The following is an 18,786-nucleotide window of genomic DNA, read 5'->3' on the forward strand; positions in this document are numbered from 1 at the left end:
ATGAGAAAAGTATTACTTATCGCTTTCATTTTATCAGCTCACATCGGCTTGTCACAGTCGGTGCCTAAGCTGGTAGAGTTTGCGGAAGCGCACTTTGCGGCCCATCAGTACCTGGAAGCCATTGAGTACTACGAAAAGATTGTCAGCATTGACAAGCAAAATATTGAGTCGAGGTACAAGCTGGCCATTTGTTATCAGCAAACGCTTCAATACGACAAAGCAGAGGTGGCATTTATTGCGCTGGGTAACCGGCCCGACCACCCTTTTCGGGCGAGGTCACTTTACTACTATGCCACTTTGCGCATGCACGACAGTGCCTATGAGGAGGCGGACTCTGTTTATAATGTATTGATCTCCATGCCCGACGCAAGCCCTGAATTGATCGACTTATCAAGAAACCATAAGGAGGGGTGCTTACTGGCCATTAGACAAAAAAAGATCGATAGGGGTTTTTCGATAGGCGTGTTGGAAGGCATCAATTCCAGGTTTCATGATTTTGGAGCAGTGGTAAATCCTACCAACCTTCATTTGGTGTTTGCTACCACACGGAACCTGCCGGGGGAGCAGTTTGAGGGCAGTCAGTACGATGGGCTGTTGCCCGATTTGGCGACCTATGAGCATCGTCGAAACAATCGCTGGGTGTATGCTGGTGGCGATCAAAACTTTGAAAATATCAACACCCATTGGGCGGAGGGCTCCGGTTCTTTCACCGCCGACGGGAAGAAGTTCTATTTTTCTTCCTGCCTTGGCGAAGCTGCCTCAGATTGCTCAATTTATGTGAGCTATCTGGAAAAGGGAAAGTGGACGAAGCCGGTGGTATTGAATGAATACATCAATGAACCCGGATCGGAAAACAAGCACCCTTATATTACAAGCTCCGGTGACACATTGTTTTTCAGCTCCGACAGGCCTGGCGGAGCCGGGGGAGCGGACATATGGATGAGTTTGACCGGAGCCTATGCCGAATCATGGTCGCCAGCCATCAATATGGGTAAAGTGATTAACTCTTCAGAAAATGAAATAACACCTTACTATTCGGAGGTGTTCAGCTGCCTGGTGTTTGCCAGCGATGGCCACGTAGGCTATGGTGGTTTCGATCTCTATGCTGCCAAAGGGCAGTCCTTTTTTGAACCCCATGTCTATAACCTGGGCGCTCCCTTTAACTCCACCTGGGACGACACTTATTTCAATATCTCCGACTCAGTCGGCTTCCTCACCACCAACCGGCTCAACGGAAAAATACTGGACCTTTTTACTTTTCAGGTCAGTGACGAAAAACTGTTTTTGTCCCTTCTCATTTCCGGGGAGTCGCTTATAGACGCCCGTATTATGTCGAACCTCAGAGATACCCGGTCGATTGATATTGTGACGCTTAGGGTGGAGGATTATCAGGGGTATGAGCTATATGAAGCGGTTAACTTTGAAAAGCCAAAGCCTGACCTAATAGTTGAAAAGCAAATGGGCGCCCGACCCAAAAAGGTTTACAACCCGGACGCAATTGCAGACGGGGGCGGCATGCAGGGAGCAGCGTCACAACGAACAGGTGCCGGGCCATCTTATCTGCCGTCGGGTGCTGGCGGCAGGGCTCGTTTGGGCTTTTCCGGTGGCAGGTCGGAACCCTCCAGAGACCAGCCTTTTGAGAAGATACTATTCGATTTTGGCATGTTTGTGTTGCGACCTCAAGCAAAAGCAGCTTTGAACAACCTGGTGGAGCAAGTGAGTATCGATGACATCAGCAAGATCAGCCTGTTTGGTTTTACTGATAATCTTGGTGGCGAAGAGTACAATATGGAGCTTTGTAAGAAAAGGGGAGAGGCTGTAAAGGCCTATCTGACAACACTCGGGGTGCCGGCCGAGAAGGTCTTTGTTTACCCACGGGGTGAATTAACGCCTGACGGTGACAACGATCATTGGTTCAAGCGAATTTTGCGGAGAAGGGTGGAGGTACAGATTGAGACCAATACACCCATTAGCCTGGTTTCAGCGAGTACCTATATCCTCAGAAAACCCAATGACTTTAATGAGATCGCCAGGCAGCTTGGCTACGAACCGGATGCTTTGATCGCCTGGAATGGTAACCCAAAAAAGCCATTACAAAAAGGCAGCACTATCCGGGTGTATGAACCTGCTCCCAATCCACCCAGTATGGCCTACTTTATCACTGAGGAAAACTTATTCGAATTTCTTCACAAGGTAGAACTCAATGCCCCTCCTCTAGAAGTTTTTAGAGACTAGAATGTAAGCGCCCCAGTCGTAAGGGTTGTCATACTCCTTTCTAAACAGCCGCCTGGCGCTGAAGAAAGCGTCCTGCGGATCCTCAAGTGACAACAATTCCTGGTAGTAGATATTCATGAAACGGCGGGCGGCATTGTCGTTGATTTTAACAAGGCTAAGTAATACATTTTTGGCGCCCGCTACCAGAAAAGCACGCTGAAGACCGAATACTCCCTCTCCATTTTTTACAGTGCCAAGGCCAGTCTCACAAGCAGCCAGCACGATCAGGCTGGTTTGGTCCAGCACAAGGTTCATGGCTTCGTAAGCGGAAAGCAGGCCATCGTTATTACTGGCTTCATCCCTGGAAAGATAAATACCACTGCTATGAAGGGGATCCACATGGTTAGGGTCGTCGTTGAAGTAGCCGTGCGTGGCGATGTGGATCAATCCTGGGTTCGAAAGCCGTTTCATTTGCCCCTCCGTGGCGTCGTTGAAATAATAGGTGTCCGACTTCCACTTTCTCACATCAAGAATGCCGGTAATGTCGTTAGCCTCACGTTCGGCGCCGGGCAGCTGAAGGAGCTTGTGGGTTTCTGCTAGCCTGCCAAAGTTGGGGTTGCCGAAGATTTTGGCATCTCTCACGAACCTGGTGTCTTCGGAGTACAGCAGGTCTTTTCCGCTTGTGATATGAATCAGGTCGTATTCGTCGGCAATGTACATATCACGTTCACTGTCAAAAAAGATAACCGGATTCAGCTTGTGGAAAATGCCGTCGGGTGAAAAATAGATCGTTTTTACGTTTTTCAAATGCGCCCCAATGGGCTTCCAGAACACGTTGTAGCTATTTACATCCTGAACGCCAAATTGCAGGGCATTTTTGTACAACGAAAAAGCCTTGGCAAAGTCTGTTTGCATCGGCCAGGTAACAGTCTCCAGCACATTGCCCGGCTTGATGACAAAGGCGGCATAGCGCTCCCTTTCCTCAAAACCCTGCTTCAGCTTTTTGTCCTTCACCTCCACAGAATAATTCCTGAATTGAATGATGTCGACCATTGCTGCGCCTTCCTTCATCACCTGGCTCAGCTCGTTCCAGGTGTGGTAAGACGACTTCTCCTGATCCGAGAAGATTTTGAACGATAGAGAAAGCTCTTTTTCAAGCTGCGCTGATTCTGCCTCAAGCAGACTGATCGAAATGTTTTGTCTTATTCTTTCCTCTTCCGTTAAAAGATACGCCTGCGCCAGCCTGTATTTTTTGTCCCGCCAGTCGTTGTACATGTTGACCACTTTCTCATCGCCACTACCCTGGATGAGTTTCTTCATTTTTTCAGAAGCGTAAAACAGAATGCCTTTGGTGTTCAGAAAGTGGTTAAGCGCATCTTCGGCATACTGCCCACTGAAAAAGCTCTCGGAAAATGCAAGCGAGCAGAATCGTTCGATATTGTACCTGGTTTCGTCAAAATAAAGCTTTCGCTGCCGATCTGTTAACACAGGAAACACATCCTGCATGTGCTTAATTTCAGAATCCAGGGCTTCGTTAAATACCTCCATGGCCGCCACCGAATCTTCCATTAGCAAGTGATAAATGCCGAGGTCGTTGAGGCTTTTGATATACAGAGGATGGTACCTGCCCAGCGCTTTCTCCCGGATTTGCTTTGACTGCATCAACAGCTTGCCTGACAGAGAATAGTTGCCCAGCTGCATGTAAAGCAAGGCAACGTTGTTCAGCGAAGTGGCGTAGTTTGGATGATTGGCACCGGACAGCACTTTGTCCATATCGAGCACCCTGGTGTACAGGTTAAGCGATTCAGCCAGTTCTCCCTTTTCTTTCAAAATGCCGGCCAGGTTGTTCAGGCTGCTGGCGTAGTCGGGGTTCATGGTGCCGTAGAGCGCTTTGAAACCCTCTGAACTTTCGGTGAAGCACTCCTCAGCTTTTTCCAGGTTGCCTTTTTTCATGTAAATAGCACCGAGGTTGTTGAGCATGTAGGGCCTGATATTTCGCAGGTCTTTGCCGGTTTCCAGTGCCTGATCCATGTACGACTCCGCCGATTCCAGGTCGTTCAGCCGGTAATACAGATAACCCAGTTCGTTCAATGTTTCCAGCATTTCGTCGGGCTGGTCTCCATAAATCTCCCTCTTTCGTTCGAGGTTGTGCAGCAGGTAGTTTTCGGAATCAGAATAGTCGCCTTGCTCTATTTTCAATGATGATAGTCTGTCAATCGCTTGAAAGTACAGCCACTCATGGTTACCCTGGGCTAATTCTACTGCACTTATCAGCTCTTCTTCTCCATGTTCAAGGTCTCCGAAATGCCGGTAGGTGGTGCCCAATTCAATCTGGAGGGTAATTCTAATCGAATCATTTTTTTCACCAATAAAGCTCACGGCTTCATTGAGTGCCGCCAGGCTTTTTTCGAAGTCCCCGGTTTCACGGTAGTAGATGCCTTTGTTCAGCAAGAACCTTGTTTGGGCCTCATGGTTGTTAAGGTACCATTTATTCACCACCCGCTCTGCGAGGTTGAGGTACCTGCCCGATGTTTCAAAATCTCCAGTCTCCTGGTTGATGGTAGACAGGTTATAGTATAACCCGAGCAGGTCTTTGTGGATAGAGTCTTTGTTGACCAACTCGTGCTTCAGGCCGGCTAATAAGCTGTTTACACTACGCTTTCTGTCGTTCAACTCCCAAAAGAGGAGGCCTATATTGTTGTAGAGAGCCGCCAGACCAATTTCTTCCACACACCTGCCCGAATCAAGGTCTACGAGCAGTGCGTTGGCATAAAACTTTGCCTTTTCAGGATAGCTGTGCTTGTACCGCTCCACGCTGTCATACTTTTGGATGCAGGTTTGCCCTGTTGCCGTCAGCGAAAGCAGTGTTAGCACACACACGAAACCAAAACGTTTTGTCATCAGCACGGATCAGGTCGATTGTTTCTCACCTTTATTGACCATGAATTAATGTTTGATCAATAAAGAACCTGTAAGTTAACACTATTTGATATTTGAATGGTGCAAAGAGTGTAAAAGAGCCGATTCATTTGGCTGCTTTGCAAGCAGACGAAGCGGGTTAAATATTTGATGACTGTTGCTGCCAGCCTTTTTTCAGGTAAACATATACTGTACATTTGCGCCCCGACTCCCTTTAGTTCCTTTCTTACCCAATTCATTTTATAAATTCTCATTTTAGATGTGGTTGCGAACCAGTTGCGAATTGACTTTCCGTATAGCGGCGCCTACTCCTTTTATTCTCATGCTAAGGCCAAGGAGCGGCGGACAGCAATGGGTTGCCAGAGAAGAATATGCCATCATGCCGTATGTGCCGGTGTTTGAATACACGGACGACTATAAGAACCTTTGCCAGCGACTGGTAGCGCCGGTGGGCGGTTTTATAGTGAGGACATCGGCCAATGTAAAAACTATAGATTTGGTGGAAACAGCGCCTGGTGCGCCCTTTGTTGAAATTCAACACCTGCCCAACGAGGTGCTGAGCTATTTGCTGCCAAGCCGCTATTGCGAGTCCGACAGGTTTGGAGAAATGGCTACGTCCATAACTAGTGGGAGCCTTCCTGGCTACGACCAGGTGGCGGCTATCGAAGACTGGCTGCGCAGCAACATCCGTTATTTCTCCGGCAACAGCGGCCGTCCGATTTCCGCTGCCGAGGTCAATCAGCAGCAGTCAGGTGTTTGCAGAGACTTTGCCCACCTGGGCATTGCCCTTTGCCGCAGCCTGAGCATTCCCGCTCGCATGGTGGTGGGCTACCTTTACAACCTGGAACCCATGGACTTGCATGCCTGGTTTGAAGCCTACGTAGGCGGCAACTGGTATACCTTTGATGCTGTGCAAAATGGCATCAAAAGAGGCTACGTGGCCGTGGGCTATGGCCGTGATGCTGCCGATGTGGCCATCTACAACCAGTTTGGCCCGGCTGTTTTTCCTATTACGCAAATTGTGGCTGTCGAGCAGATTGAGAACCCGGATTAGGGAGCGGACTATTTCGCCACTTTAATGTCCTGGGGCAATCTTTTGCCAGTCGATTCCCGATAAGCCTTTAACGGGTTTTCACTAAGCGCTTAGTGAAAGTTCACTAAGGCCTTTACGGAAATCGGTTGAGCGCCTTACCGAAAGCAAAAAAGGGCTACTTGCTGGCTTTAAACGAGGAATAGATGTTTGCAATGTAAGAGCCGCTTCCATCCGCTCGATTCTTGTCTCATCAGGTATCAGAGGGGAAGCAAGGCTCCTGGTTTCTGTTCATTTTTCCTTTTGCTCCACCATCCATTCTATGCCCCAGCGTTTCACATATTCCTGAATGGGGCCGAGGCCTACTTCCTTTCTCCTCTGGTTCACGTACTCCGGGTCTTTGATTTCATACACTATTTGCTGCCCGCTCTCCTTGTCACTGGTTATTTGAGAACCGTATGTCTGTGGTTGGCCGTTGCGCATCTGGATCCTGTCTTCCAGCAATGCCAGGTGACTGCCGCTCGATTCTCCTTTTAATACCGACGCCTTCAGCAAAGGCAGGTATTTCTCCTGCGTTTCGAGCGGGGCATGCTGGATCACAAGCCACAGGGTGATATTGGCTTGTCCTCCCACCAGCGGTATGCCTACCCAGCCCCTTTCTTCAATAATTCTTGCCACTTCTACCTCGTTTAAGCTATCCTGTTCAGCCATCAATTGCCAGAAGTACTTCATTTCGTCGGAGTCTTTCCCGAATTTCTCTTCTGCATCCATGTACAGCTGTCGCAGGGTCTGATCCCTGACGTATATTTTTTCCAGCTGTTCCTTCAAGGGTTTGTCAAAGTCCTTTTCATACTCATCCAGATTGGCTTGCATCTTTGCTAAAATCGGTTCCCAGTTTTGGCGAGTATGCAGGGAGGTCAGGTCTTTGTCTCGCTGAGCATGCTTCACGTTTTTCCAGCCTTTGTCCGCCGCCAGGTCCAGGTATTTTGTCGCCTGTGCTGCATTCTCAGCCAACGCCCAGGCACATGCGGCATTATAATATTGACTGGCCGTGCCATCATTTGAAGCAAACGCCTTGTCATAAGCCTGCCCGGCTTCAGTGTATTGCTTTTCGTCATAGAGTTTCCCACCATTGCTAATCAGCTCGTCGAACGTTTGTGCCTGGAGAGGTAATACAATGGTGCATACAATAAGCGTCAATAATATTCTCATATCTGGAGTTCTTGTGATGATGAAATGCTAAGATATACTTACTAACTATTTTTTTAGTTGTATTTCAATCATTTTTTGGTCAATCAGTTCTGGCGGGTGTCTTCATCGCTTGCATCCGAAGGTCGTGTGTTCCGGAAGGTGAAGACGCATGCCCAAAGCGGTTTTCAGAAGGATTGAAAATCCTTTGATCGTGCTTCGAGATCGTAAATTGCAACCAGAGTTTTTTTGGAGTTACTTTTTCACAACAAGAAGAAAATAAATCCTGTTAAAAAAAGGGTAAAAGGGGTGGAATGATGATGTCTCTGAGGGTTACTCCAGTGCACGATGCCATACGAGCAGCTGATGATCAGGAGAATAAGAACGCTGAAATAATACGAATTTAGTCCAGTTGCAGGGATGGTCGAAAACCCATTCGAGCTGTTTAGTATACATGTTTGATTATTCAGAACGTATGTGTAGCTGATTATCAAGTCATCGCCTGGGTTGAATTTTTCGTAATCCCCAATAAAAACTGGAAAAGGCTCATTTTCAGTTGCGTGGATACGATAATGTGAATGCTTTTCCGCCGTGTTTCACGCCCCCGCCTTCCTCACCCCTGAGAACGCAGATGACCCTGCCAGCTACTGTTCTCTTGGGAAGAACTGAGTCAGTTAAAGCAATCGTTGCGACAGCGACGCCAATAGTTGTAATCAGTTGAATAATCTTTAGCAATACATTTATCTGATGGTTGTTTGATATTAAATCTCAGACTTTACTAAAGCAACTTTCTTCAGACGATTAGCGTGCGTTCTTCATCATTGATGATGGCAGAATTCATATTTAGAGGCCTAATAAAGTCAGTATATCAAAGAGCTCAGAACCACCTTTCGTTTTAGAGCTCAGTTAATCCGTTGAGAAACAATTCAATGTCTTGTTTATAATTATCAAAGAGATTTTCGCTTGTATAGGCTAGTAGTTGAATTGTCCCATTTGAATTCGAATAATAATAGCCAAAGTAGGAAAACTTCATCCCCTGCAACGTACCTTTCATTTGCATCATTAAAACTTGAATTCCATTTACGTTCCTGTATTCTTCTTGTACCAGTTCTATATCGCTTGAAACTCTTTTGGCGTTTTGCAGAGCAACTATTTTTAAAGTTTCGATTGGGATCTGAATTTTTTCCGAAATCAACATGGCATACAAGTCTTCGCCCTTTTTTTCAAATTCAAATTCGGATGCATCCTCTAACGTTCCTTTCGTAAAGCTCCACGATTTAGGATCCATCCAGATTCCTATATTGAGTTTGGTGCTTTTTATCAGAAAGGTTGAGTTTTTTCCCTTTACGAATTGCTTGTTATTGATCGGTATCTCCGAAGCCTCAAAGGTGCTGTCATTTAGGTACTTCCAAGTTCCATCGGTGTATAATACAACCTCATCTCCCGTTTCCGTAATGGCATTGATCTGAGCTTTTGTTATCGTTGCGAACAAGACGATCAGCCCGACTATAAATACTTTCTTCATTGAGGGATATTTTAAGAAAAAATAAGGTGGCTTAACTTACTAACAATTACATTTTTTAATACTACCTGTAGGCAAGATTTTTTAGTAGAACAAGCTGTATTCGCTCCTGTTAGGGTTGATGTGCCTAAACAAGCAACCATATCGTCTCATGTTCCAGATAGCAAGACAATGTGCCATCCCTTTGGAACCCAGTGATTGTTTTCTAAGTTTCAGTTGCTACATTATCCTTCTCCCCAATTGTATCATTCTCCCACTACCTGTACCTTTGCAGGGCATTTTAGAAACGGCCTTTCAGAAGGCCCATGTCAGAGCGATCACAGATGAATTTAGAGGAGCAGTTGAAGGAAGGCATTTCACAGGCCTTCAAGGAAGTATTTAACCACGAGCTGGCGGCACAGGATGTTGCTTTCCAACCTACCAGAAAGGAATTCGAAGGCTCACATACCTTTGTTACTTTTCCTTACCTGAAAGTAACGGGCAAGAACCCGGAAGAAGCAGGCAAGCTGCTCGGCGACTTCCTGGTGGCTCATGTCGGCGTAGTGTCGGCTTACAATGTGGTGAAAGGCTTCCTAAATATCACAATGAGTGACACCCTTTGGGGCAAAACCCTTTCTGAAGTATACGCTAATCCGTCGTTTGGTGTATCCGTTCCCCATGGTGGCAAAGTGATGGTGGAGTTTTCCTCGCCCAACACCAACAAGCCCCTTCACCTCGGCCACCTGCGCAACAACTTCCTTGGTGATTCCACTTCCCGCATACTTCATGCGCATGGCTATGAGGTGTTCAAGGTAAACCTGGTCAACGACCGGGGCATCCATATTTGCAAGTCGATGCTGGCCTACAGCAAATGGGGCAATAGTGAAACGCCGGAGTCAGCCGGGCTGAAGGGGGATCATCTGATTGGCAAGTATTATGTGATCTTTGACAAAGAATACAAAAAAGAAATTGAAACACTGAAGGCGCAGGGGATAGATGAAGAAGCGGCCAAGAAAAAGGCACCGCTGATTCTGGAGGCGCAAACGGTGCTGAAGAAATGGGAAGAGAATGACCCTGAGACGGTGTCTCTCTGGAAGCTGATGAACGGCTGGGTGTATGAGGGTTTCGACGCCACCTACAAGGCCATGGGCGTGAGCTTCGACAAGATGTACCAGGAGTCGAACACCTACCTGCTGGGCAAAGACATTGTGGACGAAGGCCTTGCCAAAGGTGTGTTCTACAAAAAAGAGGATGGCTCTGTTTGGGCCGACCTTACAGAAGAAGGATTGGATCACAAGCTGGTGCTCCGCTCAGATGGCACGTCGGTGTACATGACCCAGGACCTGGGCACGGCCGATATGAAGTACGCCGACTACCCGTTCAATAAGTCGATTTACGTGGTGGGCAACGAGCAGGACTACCACTTCAAGGTGCTTTTTAGTATACTGAAAAGGCTGGGCCGTAGCTATGCCGATGGGCTTTATCATCTCTCGTATGGCATGGTCGATTTGCCGTCGGGCAAAATGAAAAGCCGGGAAGGCACGGTGGTAGATGCCGATGAGCTGATCCAGGAAATGCTGGATACCGCAGAGAAGCACACCACTGAGCTGGGTAAGATAGAAGGGTTTACTGAGGCAGAAGCCAAAGAGCTGTACAACACCCTGGCACTTGGTGCGCTCAAATACTACCTGCTAAAGGTAGATCCCAAGAAAAGAATGCTCTTCAACCCGCAGGAGTCTGTGGAATTTCATGGGCATACAGGCCCCTTTGTGCAGTATACCCACGCCCGTATCACGGCGATTTTACGAAAGGCAGAGCAGCTGAGTATCGAATTGAAGGGCTTCGACCCGTCAGCATTGGAGCTTGAGACACTAGAGGCTGAAGTGATCCGTGTGATTGCCGACTTCCCTGACAAGGTGAGAGTGGCGGCTGAAGAGCTGAACCCTGCAGTAGTAGCCAACTATGTGTTTGAGCTGGCCAAGGAATACAATCGGTTCTATACAGAGCATTCCATTTTTAATGAGGACAACGAGGAAAAAGTGAAGCTCAGAGTGATGCTTTCGTTGGTTGTCGCCAGAACAATTAAGACGGGAATGGGGTTATTGGGAATAGACGTTCCTGACAGGATGTAATTAAAGAGGTTACTCTGTGCGGAAGCGCACAGAGTAACCTCTTTAATCGGCTTGGCACAGAGAAACCTCTTTAATCATAAACCGAATACTATGAATAAACTGCTCTACCTTCTCATCTTTATCACTTCCACAGCTATGGCACAAGGCTCTTTCTACGACTTCAAAATGGCCTCTATTGACGGCGAGACCATTGACTTCTCCAAATACAAAGGCCAGAAGGTGCTCATCGTGAACACCGCATCAGAATGCGGGTACACTCCGCAGTACGAAGACCTGCAGGCGCTGCATGAGCAATTCGGTGGCAAGGTGACAGTGCTGGGCTTTCCGGCCAACAACTTTGGTGGACAGGAGCCAGGCTCCAACTTGCAAATTGCCCAGTTCTGCAAAAAGAACTACGGCGTCAGCTTCCAGCTGTTTGAAAAAATCGATGTGACCGGTAAAGACCGGGCGCCATTGTATGCCTGGCTGGAAAAGCAAAGTGGCAAGGTGCCTACCTGGAATTTCTGCAAGTACCTGATTGACGAAAACGGCAAGGTGGTTCAATTTTTCCCATCGGCTGTCAACCCGATGGATGAGCAGGTGACTGGGTTGTTGTAGGTGTCGGCACGGCAGTGCTGGCAAAAGCGTTGGCGGGCGTCAGACACCGGGCGAAGAAACGGAGCGGTTTCGACGCCATCAAGACCGTCAACGTTGGGGTTTTACACATCAAGCCGATCTGACAATCACTGCAGATTGCCAGCCAGTCGCTCCGTTGCAAAATACCCGCTCTCCCTCACAAACCTGTCAAAATCTTTTATAGTCAGCATTTCCTTCACAGCCTTCTTTTTGTCTTCAGCCTTCTCGTAGTATGATTTCACAATCTGGTAGCCCATCCAATATCCCAGGTCATTGGGCCTGCCTTCTTTCGCTCCGCCATACATCCAGCCATCCCAGCCTTCTTTCCATTTTCTGTCCATTATTTGCCGAAACTCCGCTTTCAGTTCATCCTTGTGTTGGTCTCCGTACAGGTAAATATCGCCGTAAGGATGTGTGCCGGTCACAAGCTCACAGATGAAATCCGCACTACCTTCTTTGATCGATTGCTCCAGTAGGGAAAACGACTTCAGCTTGAAATAGTACCTCTGCTGGTAGTGGATCAACTCGTGAACTACCACAATTGGGATTATATCAGTGTCCTCATATTTTTCCATACCAATCAGCAGACCTTTGCCCGAAATGGTGCCACCCGAGTTGTTTCTACCTATCAGAAAATAGACATCAGGAAAAATCGCTTTTGGGTACACTGCCTTTAACCTGCTGAAGTAGCCTCTTATTTCATCTTCCCTCGATGGAAGTGCAAGGCTGCCTGTTCTTATCCTCTCATATTGCTCCCTGTTCTCATAAATTGCTTTGGAAAGGTTGTTGGCATTCCCAATCCGCAATTTGATGAAACTTTTGAGGCCAGCAGTGCCATTGTCAAGGTAGTGCCTTTCGTAGGTCATAGCCTGGTTTTTTTCGTTGTCTTTGTCGAAGGCATTCCAGAAATGCTCAATGTCCGAAGTGATGAGTTGAGCAGTTTTAGGGTTCTTGCTCGCATGCATCTTTTTCGACACGCCGCAGCCAATGCTGAGGGCGCCCAGAAACAAGGTGACAAAAGTGTTGGTGCTTAGGTTGAAAAGTAGCTTTCTCATGTAAAAAATAACTATTGGTAATTGTTGCAATCAAAAGACATCTCTTTTTTCCAATAGTTTCTTTGCCCTTCAAAAACAGCCTCTTCTTTCCCTTCAGCCTTGCTAATGTCCAATAAGCGCTCCCGTACTTTTTTCTTACTTATTTTCTAACTATATAGATAAGGGATAACGGTTTCATTGATGCCGACATGCCACATTTCCTTTTTGCGTTTACAATAAACACCTACTTAAATGAATACTTTTAACATCAATCGCCGGCATTTTCTTAAAGGGGCCTCGGCAACCCTGGCATTGTCCACCTTTGGGTTCCGGGGCATTGATCTCATCAATCCGCAAAGGCCTTTTAGGGTTGCGCTAATCGGAACAGGTTGGTATGGAAAAAGTGACTTGTTTCGACTGATTCAGGTGGCACCGGTAGAAGTAATTGCTCTTTGCGATGTAGACAAAAACCAGCTGAACGCTGCCGCTGACCTGGTTAGCAAGCGTCAGAAGTCGGGCAAGAAGCCCAAGCTGTACGGCGACTACCGCAAGCTACTTTCAGAAAACGAGCTTGACATTGTGCTGATTGGCACGCCCGACCACTGGCATGCACTGCAAATGATTGATGCTGTAAAGGCAGGCGCTCATGTGTATGTGCAGAAGCCTATCAGCGTCGACGTAATGGAAGGGGAGGCCATGGTAGCCGCTGCGAGAAAATACAACAAGGTGGTGCAGGTAGGAACACAACGCAAGAGCACCCCGCACTTAATTGACGCCAAGAAAAACATTGTTGACGCCGGGCTGCTTGGCACTATTCGCCATGTAGAAATGTGTTGCTATTTTGCCATGCGCAACAATTCAAATCCACCGCTGGAGCCGGTTCCGGACTTCCTCGACTATGAAATGTGGACAGGCCCGGCGCCTTTGCGTCCGTACGATGGCATTCCCCACATTCGCTGGTGGAGAGCGTTTATGGAATATGGTAACGGTGTTACCGGTGATATGTGCGTGCACATGCTCGACACCGTTCGCTGGATGCTGAAGCTGGGCTGGCCAACAAAAATCAGCGCCAATGGAGGCATTTTTGTCCAGAAGGATGCGAAGTCGAATATAGCGGATACGCAGGTCGCCAATTTCGAATATCCGGAATTGAACTGCGTGTGGACGCACCGGACATGGGGCACACCGGCCGATCCGCAATACCCGTGGTCATTCAAACTCTATGGAGACAAGGGCACGCTTTCTGCCAGCACGATGCAGTATGATTTTGTGCCTGTGGGTGACGGAGAAAAGATCCACAAGGATGTGGTGTACGAAAGAGAAAAGTATCCTGAAGATTTGACAGAGGAACGCATTGAATTGAATGCAGCACCTGCCACAAGGTTGCATATGCTCGACTTCCTCAACGCAATTGACAAGAAAAGCAGACCGGTAGCCGACATTGAGGAAGGGCATATCTCTACCGCAAGCTGTATACTAGCCAATATTTCGATGGAATTGGGAAGGCCGTTGTCCTACGACCCCAAAACGATGACGGTGCCAGGCGATGCTGAAGCGACTCAGAAGTTGCAAAGGGCCTACAGAAGCCCATGGACACATCCTGATCCTAAGAAGGTTTAACAGAGAAACGAAGAGGGGCGATGAGCCCCTTTTTCTTGCAAACCCTCCAAGGGGTTTTGAACCCCTGGAGGGTTTTAGTATGATTAATTCACTACCACCTTCTTGCTCACCGTCTTTCTCGAATCGGTGGCGCTTAGTAAATAGACACCGGTCGATAGCAGCCCTTCGGTGTGAATAGTCATTTCATTGCCTTCAGCAGTCAACTCATGCACCAGCTGTCCTCTCAGGTCATATATTTTCACCAGAGACTGGTTCTCGAACCCCGAGAGCCGGATGGTGAGGTCGCTGGTTACCGGAATAGGAAATAGCTGGACTTCTTCATTTGGTCTGTTGTCTGCTACGGCAGTTACATCGTAGAACCTGTACATGTCAGGCATCTCATTCCCAAATATCGCTGCGGACGAACTTTGGAAGGCTATGAAACTCGCTTTGGCAGCCTCGCTGCTATTGGCGTAGGGCACGTAAGGAAACGACCAGGCCGCATTGATCCATGTAAGTACCCAGGCAATGTTTTGCGAACGGCCGGTTGGGTCTCCGGTAATAGCAGGCAATATTGTGTCCAACCAATATTGGGCTGCGTCATCTCCATTGGAAGCCCCTCCATTAGTTCGGTTGCCCGTTTCGGTAAACACGGCCACTTTGCCGCTGGCGAATGAGTAGTCGACAATGGGCGCCAGAATGTTGCGCAAGCCCGAAACAGACACCTCATAGGCGTCTACCCCAACAATGTCGACATAGTCGTCGCCAGGGTAGTAGTTGAAATCGACTGGATTGTTAGGTGACCAGGCAAAGAGCACGGTGTTCGTTCGTTCTTCTATGTATTGCTGCGTGAGCCGGTAAAGGGCTTTGTAAGTTTGTGGAGTGGTGGCTTTGCTACCCCACCAAAACCAGCCGCCATTCATTTCGTGCAAAGGCCGGAAAACGATGGGGATGTTTTCACCGTCGACCACCAGCTCATCATTGATAATGTCAATTACTTTGTCGAGCTCAGCGAGGTACCAATCCCTGTCGCCATCCAAATCGTCAACAATATTGCTCACAAGGTTTTTTACATCATCCTTATATTCATAGCTGTTCGTGCCCCTGGCACTGAGGTGCCAGTCGTAGGTAATGACGTAGCCTTGCTGGTAGGCCCACTTTACCGCCTCGGTGTGGTAGCGTCGCTCTCCTTCCGATTTCTCAAGGTAATAGTGAAAGTCAGATCCCAGCACGGCAGGATGTGTTCCTGTGACGTTTTTACTATCAGAAAATTCCTTGTCTCCATGGGCGGAGCCGGAGGAGTAGCTGAAGCTGTTGAAAAACTCCTGACCAAAAAGAAACTGGTTGCTGGCTTGCACCCTTCTTAGGTTTTCGTAGAGGTAAAAAGTTTTGTCGGAAGCATCCGGATCGACCTGGCCTAATGCTCGGAAACAATAAACGGATAGGGCAAGGCAAAGAAGGAACACTGGTATCAGCTTCATAAACGGGAGCGTTGGCAGGCTAGTAAGTTACATATACCCGGGCGGAATTTAAAAAAGAGCCCGAAGCAATGCACTCACCGAAGACTGCTACCAAACGTTTGGGTGCTCGTAATCAGACAAGCCCTAAAGTTGAAATTCACGAAGAGGTTTCTCCTTATTTTTTGGCCAAAAACCTGTACGCAGTCATTCCCAACATCACCACACAGCAAAGAATCACGAAAAGCTTCTCTGCATCAAACCAGTCGATAGGCCGGTCCTGAAGTTTTGGGTCGGTAATCACAGCATGCAGGATTAGCGGAACCATAGCGAAATAGGACGTATAGTGAATAGTGCGCCAGGTTTTGAGTTTGATAGAGCTTTTGTAGTAGGAGCTGATGACTACCAGTGCAATGACGTAAAGAGCCACGGCACCAAAGGTGTTGGCCAGAGGCTGGTGCTCCGTCCAGGCAGGTAGTAGCAGGTCGCCCCAGGTAAAGCCGGACTTTGGTGAAAATGGCAACAAAAGAATATGTACCAGAATAGCGATGGCGGCCGTATAGCCGGTCAACTTGTGAAGTCCAAGGAACTTAAGGCCATAGGGTAATTTGATTGTCGAACCTGACCAAATGAAGTAGCCAACGATGAAATTAAGTGCCAGGGCGGCTATGCCAACCAGGCCTATAATACCGGAGATTTCTATGTAGTCAATTTCCATAATCGGCGAATTTAATGGCGCCGGTTAAAACTGGAAAGCCGCTCATATAACTTGGTAGGTAGTTTTTACGGAATGAGCGTTCTAATGCTGGCTGGCTGAGAGGATATGAGAATTGGCACTCAAATTCCCAAATCATGCTTACCTTTGCGGCATGCAAATCAAACCCTGGATTTCGGCCTTCAGGCTTCGCACGTTGCCCCTGGCACTTTCTGTCATCGCTATGGGCTCGTTTCTGGCTGCTGCCCACGGCCAGTTTCGCTGGTCGGTATGGTGGCTGGCAGCTCTCACCACGTTGCTGCTACAAATCCTCTCCAACCTGGCCAATGACTACGGCGACTCCATTCATGGAGCCGACAGAGGTGACCGCAAGGGCCCAAGCAGGGCTGTGCAGTCGGGGCAAATAACGCCGTCAACAATGAAAAGGGCTATGATCGTTACAGCGCTTCTTTCATTTGTCAGCGGGCTGGCGCTGCTATGGATCGCACTTGGCTCCGAGCTGAAACTGCTGCTTATTTTCCTGGCGCTGGGCGTTTTGTGTATCCTTGCAGCGATAGGCTACACCAACGGAAAGCGACCCTATGGCTATGCAGGTTTGGGCGATATTTCCGTGCTTATTTTCTTCGGTTTGGTGGGGGTAGGCGGCTCCTATTTTCTGCATACCCAAACCATTGACTGGGCAGTGGTACTACCCGCCTTATCCGTTGGTTTTTTCTCTGTGGGCGTGCTAAACGTCAATAATATACGAGACATAGAGAGCGATAAGGCGGCTGGAAAATATTCCATTCCTGTTCGGATTGGCAGATCAAAAGCAGTCATCTATCACTGGCTGTTGTTAACGGCGGGCCTTTTTTGCGGTGCGATGTACGTTTTGCAAAATGCCGGAGGCTATAGCAGTTGGCTGTTTCTCGTCAGCTTGCCGCTCTTCTGGAAAGTGGGCAGGGGTGTGCAAACCATTGAGGATCCAATGCAACTCGACCCATTTTTGAAAATGATGGCTTTGAGCACAATGCTTTTTGTCATCACCTTCGGAATAGGCATTCTGATTTAAATCAGTTACCTGTTTGTTTAAAAAGCTTAGTAAATGCTGAGGTATTTACTATTTTTAGGTTCATTCTAACATCACAATTTTTACGACATGAAGAATATCCTCGTTCCAACCGACTTTTCAAAACAAGCCAAATATGCTTTAGACTTTGCAGCTGTCATCGCTAAGAAAGCGTCAGCTAAAATCAAACTTGTTCATGTGCTTGAAGTACCCAGCAGTTCTTCCCTACACGCAACGGGAGAAGTTGAAAGCGACGATCCGATGGAAAAAATATTCACCATCAAGCTGATAGAAAGCTCCGAAAGAAGATTGGCTGAGCTTGCTGCAAGTGTGTCGGGAGTAAAAGTTGAAACACATATTCACTCAGGAAGCCCATTCAAAATTTTGACCCATGAAATCAACGACAGCAATGTTGATTTGCTGGTAATGGGAACTTCAGGCTCTTCAGGAATCGACGAGCTGACGGTTGGCTCCAATGCCGAGAAAATGGTTCGTCATGCTACCTGCCCGGTGATTACTTTAAAAAGACCTGTGACGATTGACATCAAAGATATTGTGTTTGCTTCCGATTTCACTGAGGACCAACCTGCTTTGATTGAGCAGCTTAAACTGCTTCAAACATTTTTCGGTGCCAAACTTCATGTTGTAAAGGTGAACACACCTCATGACTTCCATCCATCTCACGACGATATTATCGCCATGGATGCCTTCATTAAAAAATACGGACTTGAGAATACCTCAAGAAGTATTTACAATGATTTGAATGCTGACGAAGGGATCATGCACTATGCTGGTGATATAAAGGCAGATATGATAGCCATGGGCACCAGTGGCCGGACCGGTATTGGTCGATTCTTCCTTGGAAGTATTGCAGAGGACGTAGTTAATCATGCTGAAAGACCAGTATGGACCTACCGCCTTCATAAATAATAAAGAAGGTTTAGCTCATGTCGAAAAAGAATAGCCATAAGGATAGGGTTGGCATTGTTTACTCCACTGCTTCGGATTTTGATTATACCACTGACCAGGAAGAGGAGGCGGATACGCTTCCTGCCAATCAGCAGGTGCTGAAAATCTTTTATGAGAACAAAGGCCGGGGAGGGAAGCAGGTAACGCTTGTGAAGAACTTCATAGGAACCAATGCTGACCTGGAGGCGCTCGGTAAGAAATTGAAAGCCTACTGTGGCACTGGCGGCAGTGTGAAAGATGGCGAGATTTTGATTCAGGGTGACCTGAGGCCCAAGGTAGCTGAGTTTCTCAGGAAGCAAGGGTATCAGGTGAAAGGAGCTTAGAGCTACCTGCTTAAAATAAGTCGTATGACGTAAAAACCCCGG

At 47.6% G+C, this 18,786-nt stretch carries 14 protein-coding genes; 8 read left to right on the forward strand and 6 right to left on the reverse strand.

Translation table 11 applies throughout. The annotated features are described in order from the left end of the window. Entirely contained in the window at positions 1–2,235 is a 2,235-nt protein-coding gene (locus RT717_RS05300; protein ID WP_317490693.1) for an OmpA family protein, read from the forward strand. On the opposite strand, the gene RT717_RS05305 is transcribed toward RT717_RS05300, so the two are convergent. Beyond that, positions 2,215–5,115 carry a CHAT domain-containing protein gene (locus RT717_RS05305; protein WP_317490694.1) on the reverse strand — a complete coding sequence of 967 codons (2,901 nt, stop codon included), beginning with the start codon at positions 5,113–5,115 and terminating at the stop codon, positions 2,215–2,217. The genes RT717_RS05300 and RT717_RS05305 overlap by 21 nt on opposite strands. 277 nt (positions 5,116–5,392) lie before the next feature. Here RT717_RS05305 and RT717_RS05310 point away from each other — a divergent pair, with 277 nt between their 5' ends. Then, a complete protein-coding gene (locus RT717_RS05310) occupies positions 5,393–6,187 on the forward strand; it encodes a transglutaminase-like domain-containing protein (protein WP_317490695.1) in 795 nt (264 codons plus the stop codon). Between the two features lie 267 nt (positions 6,188–6,454). On the opposite strand, the gene RT717_RS05315 is transcribed toward RT717_RS05310, so the two are convergent. Both RT717_RS05315 and RT717_RS05320 read right to left on the reverse strand, forming a co-directional pair. Beyond that, positions 6,455–7,375, reverse strand: coding sequence for a DUF6624 domain-containing protein (locus RT717_RS05315; protein WP_317490696.1), 921 nt, complete (start codon positions 7,373–7,375; stop codon positions 6,455–6,457). A gap of 871 nt (positions 7,376–8,246) precedes the next feature. Further along, the gene (locus RT717_RS05320; RefSeq protein WP_317490697.1) at positions 8,247–8,876 is read right to left on the reverse strand and encodes a hypothetical protein; all 630 of its coding nucleotides are present in this window, start codon (positions 8,874–8,876) and stop codon (positions 8,247–8,249) included. Between the two features lie 320 nt (positions 8,877–9,196). On the opposite strand from RT717_RS05320, the gene argS reads away from it, so the two are divergent. Next, the gene (gene argS / locus RT717_RS05325; RefSeq protein WP_317490698.1) at positions 9,197–10,984 is read left to right on the forward strand and encodes an arginine--tRNA ligase; all 1,788 of its coding nucleotides are present in this window, start codon (positions 9,197–9,199) and stop codon (positions 10,982–10,984) included. Between the two features lie 90 nt (positions 10,985–11,074). Further along, positions 11,075–11,581, forward strand: coding sequence for a glutathione peroxidase (locus RT717_RS05330; RefSeq protein WP_317490699.1), 507 nt, complete (start codon positions 11,075–11,077; stop codon positions 11,579–11,581). Positions 11,582–11,706: 125 nt separating this feature from the next. Here RT717_RS05330 and RT717_RS05335 read toward each other — a convergent pair whose 3' ends face one another. Further along, on the reverse strand, positions 11,707–12,654 hold the full coding sequence (locus tag RT717_RS05335; RefSeq protein WP_317490700.1) for a gliding motility protein GldB-related protein: 948 nt from the start codon (positions 12,652–12,654) through the stop codon (positions 11,707–11,709). Between the two features lie 231 nt (positions 12,655–12,885). Here RT717_RS05335 and RT717_RS05340 point away from each other — a divergent pair, with 231 nt between their 5' ends. Then, positions 12,886–14,253, forward strand: coding sequence for a Gfo/Idh/MocA family protein (locus tag RT717_RS05340; RefSeq protein WP_317490701.1), 1,368 nt, complete (start codon positions 12,886–12,888; stop codon positions 14,251–14,253). An 83-nt stretch (positions 14,254–14,336) separates the two neighbouring features. On the opposite strand, the gene RT717_RS05345 is transcribed toward RT717_RS05340, so the two are convergent. Together RT717_RS05345 and RT717_RS05350 are read right to left on the reverse strand one after the other, a co-directional pair. Further along, positions 14,337–15,713, reverse strand: coding sequence for a glycosyl hydrolase (locus tag RT717_RS05345; protein ID WP_317490702.1), 1,377 nt, complete (start codon positions 15,711–15,713; stop codon positions 14,337–14,339). Between the two features lie 154 nt (positions 15,714–15,867). Beyond that, positions 15,868–16,407 (reverse strand): ferric reductase-like transmembrane domain-containing protein, encoded by a 540-nt coding sequence (locus RT717_RS05350; RefSeq protein WP_317490703.1) that lies wholly within the window; start codon positions 16,405–16,407, stop codon positions 15,868–15,870. Positions 16,408–16,558: 151 nt separating this feature from the next. Between RT717_RS05350 and RT717_RS05355 the strand changes: the two genes are divergently transcribed. The 3 genes from RT717_RS05355 (at position 16,559) to RT717_RS05365 (ending at position 18,744) form a co-directional block, all read left to right on the forward strand. Further along, positions 16,559–17,455, forward strand: a complete 897-nt coding sequence (locus tag RT717_RS05355; protein ID WP_317490704.1) for a 1,4-dihydroxy-2-naphthoate polyprenyltransferase — start codon at positions 16,559–16,561, stop codon at positions 17,453–17,455. An 87-nt stretch (positions 17,456–17,542) separates the two neighbouring features. Next, complete coding sequence (locus RT717_RS05360; RefSeq protein ID WP_317490705.1) at positions 17,543–18,382, forward strand: universal stress protein; 840 nt, start codon at positions 17,543–17,545, stop codon at positions 18,380–18,382. Positions 18,383–18,399: 17 nt separating this feature from the next. Beyond that, complete coding sequence (locus tag RT717_RS05365; protein ID WP_317490706.1) at positions 18,400–18,744, forward strand: translation initiation factor; 345 nt, start codon at positions 18,400–18,402, stop codon at positions 18,742–18,744. The last annotated feature ends 42 nt before the right edge of the window (positions 18,745–18,786 follow it).

The sequence above is a fragment of the Imperialibacter roseus genome (assembly GCF_032999765.1).
Lineage (GTDB): Bacteria > Bacteroidota > Bacteroidia > Cytophagales > Cyclobacteriaceae > Imperialibacter > Imperialibacter roseus.

What these genes read in the sequence shown, in the direction of transcription:
- RT717_RS05335 (WP_317490700.1), bottom strand. Translation starts at nt 12,654, where the DNA reads ATGAGAAAGCTACTTTTCAACCTAAGCACCAACACTTTTGTCACCTTG.
- RT717_RS05360 (WP_317490705.1), top strand. Translation starts at nt 17,543, where the DNA reads ATGAAGAATATCCTCGTTCCAACCGACTTTTCAAAACAAGCCAAATAT.
- RT717_RS05310 (WP_317490695.1), top strand. Translation starts at nt 5,393, where the DNA reads ATGTGGTTGCGAACCAGTTGCGAATTGACTTTCCGTATAGCGGCGCCT.
- RT717_RS05365 (WP_317490706.1), top strand. Translation starts at nt 18,400, where the DNA reads ATGTCGAAAAAGAATAGCCATAAGGATAGGGTTGGCATTGTTTACTCC.
- RT717_RS05350 (WP_317490703.1), bottom strand. Translation starts at nt 16,407, where the DNA reads ATGGAAATTGACTACATAGAAATCTCCGGTATTATAGGCCTGGTTGGC.
- RT717_RS05300 (WP_317490693.1), top strand. Translation starts at nt 1, where the DNA reads ATGAGAAAAGTATTACTTATCGCTTTCATTTTATCAGCTCACATCGGC.
- argS (WP_317490698.1), top strand. Translation starts at nt 9,197, where the DNA reads ATGAATTTAGAGGAGCAGTTGAAGGAAGGCATTTCACAGGCCTTCAAG.
- RT717_RS05355 (WP_317490704.1), top strand. Translation starts at nt 16,559, where the DNA reads ATGCAAATCAAACCCTGGATTTCGGCCTTCAGGCTTCGCACGTTGCCC.
- RT717_RS05315 (WP_317490696.1), bottom strand. Translation starts at nt 7,375, where the DNA reads ATGAGAATATTATTGACGCTTATTGTATGCACCATTGTATTACCTCTC.
- RT717_RS05320 (WP_317490697.1), bottom strand. Translation starts at nt 8,876, where the DNA reads ATGAAGAAAGTATTTATAGTCGGGCTGATCGTCTTGTTCGCAACGATA.
- RT717_RS05340 (WP_317490701.1), top strand. Translation starts at nt 12,886, where the DNA reads ATGAATACTTTTAACATCAATCGCCGGCATTTTCTTAAAGGGGCCTCG.
- RT717_RS05345 (WP_317490702.1), bottom strand. Translation starts at nt 15,713, where the DNA reads ATGAAGCTGATACCAGTGTTCCTTCTTTGCCTTGCCCTATCCGTTTAT.
- RT717_RS05330 (WP_317490699.1), top strand. Translation starts at nt 11,075, where the DNA reads ATGAATAAACTGCTCTACCTTCTCATCTTTATCACTTCCACAGCTATG.
- RT717_RS05305 (WP_317490694.1), bottom strand. Translation starts at nt 5,115, where the DNA reads ATGACAAAACGTTTTGGTTTCGTGTGTGTGCTAACACTGCTTTCGCTG.